The sequence below is a fragment of the Citrobacter sp. wls718 genome, assembly GCF_005280945.1.
In the GTDB taxonomy this organism is placed as follows: domain Bacteria; phylum Pseudomonadota; class Gammaproteobacteria; order Enterobacterales; family Enterobacteriaceae; genus Citrobacter; species Citrobacter gillenii.
This window is the reverse complement of record NZ_SZWV01000056.1, coordinates 51,657-57,105: the sequence shown is the minus strand read 5'-3', so window position 1 is coordinate 57,105 and position 5,449 is coordinate 51,657. Positions and strand designations below refer to the sequence as shown.

The following is a 5,449-nucleotide window of genomic DNA, read 5'->3' as shown; positions in this document are numbered from 1 at the left end:
CCGCCACGCCACTCAGGTGCAGGTGGCGTGTGCTGGAGAAGTACGCTTCGTGATAATCCTCCATGCCAAGATGGCTGGCGGCTGAGCCTTTGCGAAAATATTCCACGATGGGATCGGTTCCATTTTCGACTTTAGATTTCAGCTGAAAGCCGGTTGCGTAGCGTCCATCCTGGGTGACTCCCTGCGCATCAATCCCTTCTTTTTCCAGCGACTTAATAATAAAACGGCCAAAACTGTCGTGACCTACGCGACTCACCCAGCCGACCTTCAGGCCCAGACGAGCAAGGCCGGTTGCCACGTTAAGCTCTGCGCCCGCGACCCGTTTGATAAATGTCTCTACATCCGCCAGTTCGCCGGTTTGCGTGGCGACAAACATCGTCATTGCTTCGCCAATGGTGACGACATCCAGTGAATTTTTCATGTGTTACTCCTCGCGTAGCAGTTCGACGTAGTGACGGGTCACCGCCGCTAAATCGTGCCCTTCCAGGGGGAATTCAATGCCGCGCGGGACGTCCGTGGGCAGCGTGTTTAACAGTGCCAGCCAGCGCGGGTCTGCCCGATCGGGCGCAACGGCACGAAAGCTGTCGAGATGCGGAGTGGCGGCCTTCACATGGATATACCCCACGGTTGAGGCGAGCGCCTGCGCGGCGTCTTCGGGGGAGTCGCCGACCCACAGCCAGTTGCCCATATCAAAGGTCAGGGATACCGGCAGATCCTGCTTCTGGCAGGCATCCCTGAAGTGCAGCATAGGCTGCAGTCGTCCGCAGGACGTTTGATCGTTTTCGACCACCAGTTCCATACCGCTGTCATTGAGCCACTCACGCAGTGTGTCGAACTGCTGGGTATGGGAAAAATGACCCAGAGAGACTTTTAACCATAACGCCTGCAACGTTTGGGCTTCCTGAAGGAGCGCTGGCAGGTGGGGATTGAGATGACCATCTTGTAGAAATAGCGGTTCTGGCGCGGAGTAGCAGGCCAGCAGGCCGAAGATTTCAATCGCGGATGCCAGGGTTGGCAGCGTTTTAAGCTCGGTGTCGCTCAGCATTTCGCGGCGAATTTCAACGCCGTCAGCACCAGCTTCAGCAATAATAGGCAGCATGGCAGTTTGCCCGCCAGCTGCATGCACCTGGTCGTAACCGTAAGCAGCGGTGACCACCATAATTTTTCTTTTCATGGAAACTCCAAATCGTGCGTTCTTGCTATAACGCTAGATGGAACCGGTTCCAAAGAAAAGACTATGATGCCGAATTTATGATCACCATCACGAAGGAAATTTAACGGGCGGTAGACCCGCGAACGATCAGCTCACCGGAGAAAACCTGTTCCTGAACAGCATCCGATTTACCATCGATCCGGCGTACAACCTGCTCGACGGCGGTATAGCCAATCTGCCAGGTGGGCTGCTTCAGGGTGGTGATGCCGACGCCAGCCAGTTCGGCCCATTCCAGTTCGTCAAAACCGAGCAGGCCGATGTCGCTGCCCCAGTTGAGGCCAATACGCTTCAGCGAGCGGGCCACCTGCAGCGTGAGCGCGCCGTTGGCAGAGATAACGGCCTTACGCATCCCGCGATGCTGCTGATGAAACTGACGCAGCGTGTCATCCAGTTGCGTATTTTCCGCCAGCGAAACCTCGGCATTTTCGGCGATAACTCCGGGATATCGCGCCAGCGTGGCGCGAAAAGCAGTCAGACGTTCGCGTCGGGTGTTAACCATCCCCAACGGCTCGCTGAGGAACAGAATAGCTTCGAAGCCTTGTTCAATCAGGTGCTCAGTGGCAACTGTCGCCGCCTGGGTGTTATCCAGACCGACCATATCACAGGCGAAATCCGGAATTTTACGATCAATCAACACCATCGGTAGTGCAGACTGTTGCAGGCGGTTCAGCCCTTCTTCGCGCATGCCGACGGCATTCACCACAATCCCCTCAACCTGATAGCTACGCAGCAGATCGAGATAATGCAGCTCCTGGTCCACTTCGTTGTTGGTATTACAGACCAGCGGGGTAAAGCCTTTTTCGCGACAGGCAGCTTCGATACCGCTTAACACGTTAACGGAGTAGGGGTTGGTAATGTCGGCGATAATCAGGCCTATCAGGCGGGTACGGCCATGCTTCAGGCCTCGTGCCATCAGGCTGGGGCGATAGTCGAGTTCGGCAATGGCGTGTTCAATGCGGGCCAACAGCGCGTCGGAAAGCAGATGCTTCTCACCGTTGAGGTAGCGTGAAATGCTGGTCTTACCCGTTTTTGCGGCTTTCGCCACATCGCTGATGGTGGCACGTGTTGATTTGCTCATCGCTGATTTCCCTGAATTTAGTGTGAACACCTTATCGTGAAAATCAACGATGGCAAGTGCTTCATGCCGGATAAGGCGCAGCCTGTCTCCGGCACAAAACGTTACTGAATTGGACTCAACGTGATCTCTACGCGGCGGTTTTGTGCTTTACCTTCCGCGGTGCTGTTGCTGGCTATTGGATTCGCCGGGCCCATTCCACGGGTGCGGATACGGTTAGCTTCCACACCCTGAGTGATCAGGGCGCTGGCAACGGAGTCCGCACGCTGCTGTGACAGACGCATGTTCAGATCCTGGCCGCCGGTGCTGTCGGTGAAGCCCAATACGTTGACCGCGGTTTTATTGTACTCTTTCAGCACCATTGCCACGCCGGTCAGGGTGTTGGCCCCGGCAGGTTTCAGGTTGGCGCTGCTGCTGTCGAAGGTGACGTTGTTGGGCATATTCAGAATGATGTTATCGCCACTGCGCGTCACGCTCACGCCGGTTCCCTGCATTTTTTCGCGCAGTTTTGCTTCCTGCACGTCCATGTAGTAACCGATACCACCACCCACGGCGGCCCCTGCGGCTGCGCCAATCAACGCGCCTTTGCCGCGATCTTTCTTCGACGAGGAGAGCGCGCCAATGCCCGCACCCACCAGCGAACCAATGCCCGCCCCCATGCCGGATTTACCCGCTTCGCGTTCACCGGTGTAAGGGTTTGTTGTGCAGCCAGAAACCGCCAGGGCGCCGCTCACGATGGCAGCAATCACAAATACACGTTTCTTCATCTTAATTCCTTAATGACTTTTTTATTCTTTACCACAGCGACTGTGGCGGTTGATTATGACGTGTGAACATGAAGAAAATTCCAGGGAAGACTCTGAAATTTGTAAGTAACATTGAACGGCATAATAAATAAGCCGTCACATCGCATTCAGGAGCGCCATCTTGGCTAATTCACCCGCACATTACTCGGTATTAACCGCCGCCCACTGGGGACCCATTCTTGTTGAAACCGATGGCGACACGGTTTTCTCCTCGCGTGGCGCATTGCCCACTTCACAGCCCAATTCGTTGCAGACCGTGGTGCGCGATCAGGTACACAGCAAAACGCGGGTGCGTTTTCCGATGGTGCGTAAAGGCTTTCTGGGCTCGCCGGAGGCTCCACAGGGTGTGCGCGGGCAGGATGAGTTTGTCCGTGTCAGCTGGGATGAGGCGCTGAATCTGATCCATACCCAGCATAAGCGCATTCGAGACAGTTACGGTCCGTCCTCCATTTTTGCCGGTTCGTACGGTTGGCGTTCGAACGGTGTGTTACACAAGGCCGCGACCCTGCTGCAGCGGTATATGGCGCTGGCGGGTGGTTATACCGGCCATTTGGGGGATTACTCAACGGGGGCGGCGCAGGCCATCATGCCGTACGTCGTGGGCGGGAACGAAGTCTATCAGCAGCAGACCAGTTGGCCCGTCGTACTGGAGCACAGCGACGTGGTGGTGCTTTGGAGCGCGAATCCGCTCAACACCCTGAAGATTGCCTGGAACGCCTCTGATGAGCAGGGGCTCGCGTACTTTGAGGCGTTACGCAACAGCGGTAAACGCCTGATCTGCATTGATCCGATGCGATCGGAGAGCGTGGATTTCTTTGGTGACAAAATGGAGTGGGTCGCCCCGCATATGGGTACCGATGTCGCCCTGATGCTCGGCATTGCCCATACGCTGGTGGAAAACGGCTGGCACGACGAGGCGTTTCTTGCCCGCTGTACCACCGGTTATGAACGATTTGCCGACTATCTTGTGGGGAAATCCGATGATGTCGCCAAAACGGCAGAGTGGGCTGCGGAGATTTGTGGTGTACCTGCGGCGAAAATACGTGAACTGGCAGAAATATTTCACCAAAACACCACTATGCTGATGGCCGGGTGGGGTATGCAACGTCAGCAGTATGGTGAACAAAAGCACTGGATGATCGTCACGTTGGCCGCCATGCTCGGGCAAATTGGCACGCCTGGCGGTGGTTTTGGTCTCTCTTATCATTTTGCTAACGGCGGCAATCCGACGCGTCGCGCGGCGGTGCTCGCCTCCATGCAGGGGAGCGTAAAAGGTGGCACCGATGCGGTGGATAAAATCCCGGTTGCGCGCATCGTTGAGGCTCTGGAAAACCCCGGAGGGTTCTACCAACACAACGGTATGGACCGCCATTTCCCGGATATCCGTTTTCTCTGGTGGGCGGGCGGGGCAAACTTCACCCATCATCAGGATACCAATCGTCTGATTCGCGCCTGGCAAAAGCCAGAGCTGGTGGTGATCTCCGAGTGTTTCTGGACTGCGGCGGCGAAGCATGCCGATATCGTCTTGCCCGCCACCACCTCTTTTGAGCGTAACGACCTCACCATGACCGGTGATTACAGTAATCAGCATCTGGTACCGATGAAGCAGGTTGTGCCGGCACGCGATGAGGCGCGCAATGATTTTGATGTTTTTGCTGAACTCAGCGAGCGCTGGGAGCAGGGCGGGTATGAACGGTTTACGGAAGGCAAAAGCGAGCTGGAATGGCTGGAGACCTTTTACAAGATTGCCGGGCAGCGCGGGGCCAACCAGCAGGTGACGTTGCCGCCCTTTGCCGAGTTCTGGCAGGCCAACAGGCTTATCGAAATGCCGGAAAGTGCCGCCAACGCGCAGTTTATTCGCTTTGCTGATTTTCGCCGTGACCCGCAGGCGCATCCGCTGAAAACTGACAGCGGCAAAATCGAAATCTACTCGCAGAAGATTGCAAGTTACGGCTACGCGGATTGTGCAGGGCACCCGATGTGGCTGGCGCCGGATGAATGGTTCGGTAATGCTGAGTCCGAGCAATTACAGGTGCTGTCGGCCCATCCGGCGCACCGTTTGCACAGCCAGTTGAATTACAGCACGTTACGCGAGCAGTACGCGGTGGCGGATCGCGAGCCGGTGATCATTCACCCGCAGGATGCGAAGGCGAGGGGGATTGCCGATGGCGACACGGTCAGGGTGTGGAATCATCGCGGGCAAATTCTGGCCGGGGCGGTGGTGACGACAGGCATCAAAGCGGGCGTGATTTGTATTCACGAGGGCGCCTGGCCAGATTTGGACCTGTCCGCAGGGGGTATTTGTAAGAATGGCGCGGTGAATGTGCTGACCTGCGATCTCCCCAGCTCGAAGCT

General features: G+C 56.4%; 5 protein-coding genes. 1 reads left to right on the top strand and 4 read right to left on the bottom strand.

What is annotated here, in order from left to right; all coding sequences use genetic code 11:
- The 4 genes from FDW95_RS23745 to FDW95_RS11240 all read right to left on the bottom strand — a co-directional run.
- On the bottom strand, positions 1–421 hold a 421-nt coding region (locus FDW95_RS23745; protein ID WP_249359042.1), incomplete at its 3' end, for a PfkB family carbohydrate kinase.
- A 3-nt stretch (positions 422–424) separates the two neighbouring features.
- Complete coding sequence (locus tag FDW95_RS11250) at positions 425–1,174, bottom strand: sugar phosphate isomerase/epimerase (protein ID WP_115257206.1); 750 nt, start codon at positions 1,172–1,174, stop codon at positions 425–427.
- A gap of 100 nt (positions 1,175–1,274) precedes the next feature.
- On the bottom strand, positions 1,275–2,291 hold the full coding sequence (locus FDW95_RS11245; protein WP_096759151.1) for a LacI family DNA-binding transcriptional regulator: 1,017 nt from the start codon (positions 2,289–2,291) through the stop codon (positions 1,275–1,277).
- Positions 2,292–2,392: 101 nt separating this feature from the next.
- Complete coding sequence (locus FDW95_RS11240) at positions 2,393–3,055, bottom strand: OmpA family lipoprotein (protein ID WP_115257207.1); 663 nt, start codon at positions 3,053–3,055, stop codon at positions 2,393–2,395.
- A gap of 160 nt (positions 3,056–3,215) precedes the next feature.
- On the opposite strand from FDW95_RS11240, the gene FDW95_RS11235 reads away from it, so the two are divergent.
- Positions 3,216–5,449, top strand: a 2,234-nt coding sequence (locus FDW95_RS11235; protein ID WP_137363505.1) for a molybdopterin guanine dinucleotide-containing S/N-oxide reductase, incomplete at its 3' end; no start/stop codon positions are given.